1 pseudogene is annotated in these 4,981 nt (G+C 70.6%); it reads right to left on the bottom strand.

Features of this window, described 5'->3' with window-relative positions:
• Positions 1 to 4,954: pseudogene (locus E4099_RS33770) on the bottom strand (SDR family NAD(P)-dependent oxidoreductase); the annotation flags it as partial.
• Positions 4,955 to 4,981: the final 27 nt, after the last annotated feature.

The raw sequence follows: 4,981 nt of genomic DNA, 5'->3' as shown, positions 1-4,981 counted from the left end.
CCCACGCACCCAGCCGCGCAGCCTGCCCCCGCAACCCCTCCACCGAACGACCCGACACCACCCACGGCACCAACCCACCCACACCCGAAACACCCGAAACACCCGGAGTATCCGGAGCAGTAGCCGCCTCCTCGTCCTCTGCCGGAGCCTGCTCGACGATCACATGTGCGTTGGTGCCGCTGATCCCGAACGAGGACACCCCCGCCCGCCGCGGACGCTCACACTCCGGCCACTCCCGCGCCTGCGACAGCAACTCCACCGCACCCGACGACCAGTCCACGTGCGGCGAGGGCTCATCCACATGCAGGGTGCGCGGCAACACCCCATGCCGCATCGCCAGCACCATCTTGATCACACCCGCCACACCAGCAGCAGCCTGCGTATGACCGATGTTCGACTTCACCGACCCCAACCACAACGGCTCACGAACCGCGCCACGCCCCTGCCCATACGTCGCCAGCAACGCCTGCGCCTCGATCGGATCACCCAACGTCGTCCCCGTACCATGCGCCTCCACCGCATCCACATCACCCGCCGACAACCCCGCCTGCTCCAACGCCGCACGAATCACCCGCTGCTGAGACGGACCATTCGGCGCCGTCAACCCATTACTCGCACCGTCCTGATTGACCGCACTCCCCCGCACCACCGCCAACACCGGATGCCCGTTGCGCCGAGCATCCGACAACCGCTCCACCACCAACATCCCCACACCCTCAGCCGCACCCATCCCATCCGCAGCCGCCGAAAACGCCTTGCACCGCCCATCCACCGACAACCCACGCTGCCGCGAGAACTCCACAAAGAAGTCCGGCGTCGACATCACCGCCACACCACCAGCCAACGCCAAATCACACTCACCCGAACGCAACGCCCCCACCGCCCAATGCAACGCCACCAACGACGACGAACACGCCGTGTCCACCGTCACCGCCGGTCCTTCGAAGCCGAGGGTGTAGGCGATCCGTCCGGAGGCGACACTGGCGGCGTTGCCGGTGACGAGGTGGCCTTCGACGCTGCGGGGAACGGTGGCCATGGCCGGCACATAGTCGTGGCCGCTCATGCCGACGAAGACGCCGGTCCGGCTGCCGCGCAGCGAGGTCGGGTCGATGCCGGCCCGTTCGACGGCCTCCCAGGAGCTCTCCAGGAGCAGCCGCTGCTGTGGGTCCATGGCCAGCGCCTCACGCGGCGAGATGCCAAAGAACTCGGCATCGAACTCACCGGCCTCATAGAGGAAGCCGCCGGTGCGCGTGTACACCTTCCCCGACCGCGACGGGTCCGGGTCATAGAGGCCGTCCACATCCCAGCCGCGGTCGTCGGGGAACGCGCCGATCGCGTCGCGCCCCTCCGTGACCAGCTGCCACAGGTCCTCGGGGGAACCCACCCCGCCGGGGTACCGGCAGGCCATCGCCACGATCGCGATGGGCTCCTCCGAGAAGACCCTGGCCGTGCCGGGTGCCGTTGTTGCGGCGGTCTGCTTCCGCGATTCGTCGGTCAGCAGGGCGGCCAGGTGATCGGCGAGGGCGGCGGGGTTCGGGTAGTCGAAGACCAGGGTGGACGGCAGCCGCAGCCCCGTCGCGGAGTTGAGCCGGTTCCGCAACTCCACACCCGTCAGGGAGTCGAAACCGAGCTCCTTGAAGGGGAGTTCGGTACGGACCCGCTCGACTGTCTCATGGCCGAGCACCACGGCGGCTTCGGCACGTACGAGGTCCGAGAGGGCCTGGGTCCGCTCGCTCTGCGTCATCTCGGACAGCCGTTGCGCCAGCGGCAGCGCGGCCGAGGGAGTTCGCCGGGCAGTCGGGCCGAGCAAGGCGCGCAGGAGCGGGCTGACCGGTGTGGAGACGGCTGTCCGACGGAGTGCGGCAAGGTCCAGCCGGGCAGGTACGAGCACGGCCTCGCCACTACGGTCCGCGGCATCGAGGAGTGCCAGCCCCTGCTGACTGGCGAAGGGCAGGAGGCCGCTCCTGGCGAGCCGCTTGACGTCGGCGATGTTCAGGTGTTCGGTCATTCCGCTGCGCTCGGCCCACAGTCCCCAGGCCAGGGAGGCGGCGGGGAGGCCGTGGGCCCTGCGGTGCAGTGCCAGGCCGTCCAGGAAGGCGTTGGCCGCCGCGTAGCCGCTCTGACCGGCGACCCCGAGAGTCCCGGCGATCGATGAGAAGCACACGAACGCGGCCAGGTCGGCGTCGTAGGTGAGTTCATGGAGATGGAGCGCCGCGTCGACCTTGGCACGCAGCACCCGGTCCAGGCGCTCGGGTGTGAGGGATTCGATGGGCGCGTCGTCCAGCACGCCGGCGGCGTGGAAGACGCCGGTGAGCGGATGTTCCGCGGGCACGCTGCCCAGCAGTTCCGCCATGGACCGCCGGTCGGCGGCGTCGACCGCGGCGATGGCCACTTCGGCGCCGAGTGCGGTGAGTTCGGCGGCGAGTTCGGCGGCTCCTGCGGCGTCAGGTCCGGATCGGCTGGTCAGGAGCAGTCGGCGGACGCCGCGTGCGGTCACCAGGTGACGGGCGAGAAGGCCGCCGAGGGTGCCGGTGCCGCCGGTGATCAGCACGGTGCCCTCTGGCTCCAGCGGCTGCGGCACGGTCAGGACGATCTTGCCCACATGGCGTGCCTGGCTCACGAAGCGGAGGGCGTCCGGTGCCTGCCGTACGTCCCACGCCCGCACGGGCAGCGGGCTCAGGCTCCCGTCCTCGAAAAGGCCGACGAGTTCGGTGAGCATTTCCTGGATACGATCCGGGCCCGCGGCTTCGACCAGGTCGAACGCCCGGTAGTACACACCAGGCCGTTCCGTCGCGACCTGTTCCGCCTCGCGGATGTCCGTCTTGCCCATCTCGATGAACCGGCCGTCAGGCGCCAGCAGCCGCAGCGAGGCATCGACGAACTCGCGGGCCAGGGAGTTCAGTACGACATCGACGCCGCGCCCCCCGGTGGCTTCGGTGAAGCTCCGCTCGAAGTCGAGATCCCGTGAGGAAGCGATGCGCTCATCGGGTACGCCGAGCCCGCGGACGGCGTCCCACTTGGCCAGGCTGGCGGTGGCGAACACCTCGGCTCCCCAGTGCCTGGCCAGCTGGGTGGCGGCCATGCCCACTCCGCCTGCGGCGGCATGGATCAGCACGGATTCACCGGAGCGCAGTCCAGCGAGGTCTCGCAGGCCGTAGAAGGCGGTCAGGAACACCACCGGCACCGACGCCGCCTGGGCAAACGACCAGCCGGCCGGGATGCGGGCCAGCATGCGCTGGTCCGCCACGACCTCCGACCCGAAGGCACCGGTGCACAGACCCATGACCCGGTCTCCCGGCTTCAGGTGCCGCACCCCGGAACCGGTCTCGGTGACCACGCCCGCGGCTTCGGCACCGACGACGGCCTGACCCGGATACATGCCCAGGGCGATCAGGGCGTCCCGGAAGTTGACGCCGGCCGCCCGTACCGACACCCGAACCTGCCCCTCGGACAGCTCGGTCACGGCCTGTTCCGCCACGGCGAGTTCATCGAGGGTGCCACCCGGACCGGACTCGATCCGCCAGGCGGTGGTCCCAGCCGGCAGGGTGATCGCGGTGTCGGTGACCGTACGGGAGCGAGCGAGCCGTGGGGTCAGAACGGCGTCGCCCCGTACCGCGGCCTGCGGCTCGTCGCCGGCCAGTACGGCACGCAGGGCGGTCAGCGGCAGCGTTCCCTCCGCATCCACCAGGACGAACCGGCCCGGATGCTCTGTCTGCGCCGAACGGACCAATCCCCAGATCGCCGCATGGGCGGGGTCGGTGACGTCCTCTCCCTGCTCGGTGCCCACCGCGCCCCGGGTGACGAACAGCAGCCGAGCCGTGCCGAACCGCTCCTCGGCCAGCCATCCTCGCGTGACGGCGAGCGCATCGTGCACCGCCGCCGCCACGGCCTCTGGCGTACGGCCACCGGCGGGGCACTCCACCACGACCACCTGGGGCATCGCGTCCCCAGCGGCGAGGGAGGACAGGTCCGAACACCTCTCCAACGTCAGCCCGGCAGGCTGTCCCGTGAGGGACGGTTCCGCACTGCCGATCGCCGCCCATCGTTCGGGCGCGCCCGGAGCCTCGGGCAGTGCCGCCGGGCTCCACGCCACGTGGTAGAGCCAGTCGGCGGCCGAGGCGCCAGCGGGAACGACGGTGAGTTGCTCGAGAACAAGGGGCCGCAGTACCAGTTCCTCAGCCACCATCACCGGCGCGCCCGCACCGTCGGCCACTCGCACGGACACGGCTTCCGGGCCAGTACGAGTCAGGGACACCCGCAGCTCGGACGACGCGGCACCGTGCACGGTCACACCGGTCCAGGTGAACGGGAGCAGGGTCGCGCCAGACCCCTCCACCGCTTCCACGGCGGCCAGGTGCAGACCGGCATCGAGCAGGGCCGGATGCACCGCGAAACCCGCCGCACCGCCATCGGATTCCCGCGGCAAGGAGACCTCTGCGAAGAGCTCGTCACCACGCCGCCAGGCGGCCCGAACCCCGCGGAAGGCGGGCCCGTATTCATAGCCGAACTCCATGAGGCGGCCATAGACAGCATCGGGCCGCACCGCCTCAGCACCCGCCGGGGGCCAAGCCTCCAATGCCCCATGCCCGGTCGGCTCCGACTGGCTCACCGCGAGGGTGCCGGTGGCGTGCTGGGTCCAGGCCTCCCCGGCCCCCTCATGCCGGGAGTGGACCGTCACCGACCGCACACCCGCCTCATCCGCGGCTCCCACGGTGACCTGGAGCTGCACGGCAGCGGTCTCGGGCATCACCAGCGGGGCGTGCAGGGTCAACTCCTCCACCACCGGACACCCCACATCGGCACCTGCCCGCAACGCCAGATCCAGGAACACCGTCCCCGGCACGATCACCGTGCCCAACACCGCGTGATCAGCCAGCCAGGCGTGCGAGGCCAGGGACACCCTCCCCGTCAACACCCGCCCCTGGCCGCCGGCCAACTCCACCGCCGCACCCAACAACGGATGCTCCGCCGCCACCAACCC

The organism is Streptomyces palmae (assembly GCF_004684805.1).
GTDB lineage: Bacteria > Actinomycetota > Actinomycetes > Streptomycetales > Streptomycetaceae > Streptomyces > Streptomyces palmae.
This window is presented reverse-complemented; position numbering and strand designations above follow the sequence as displayed.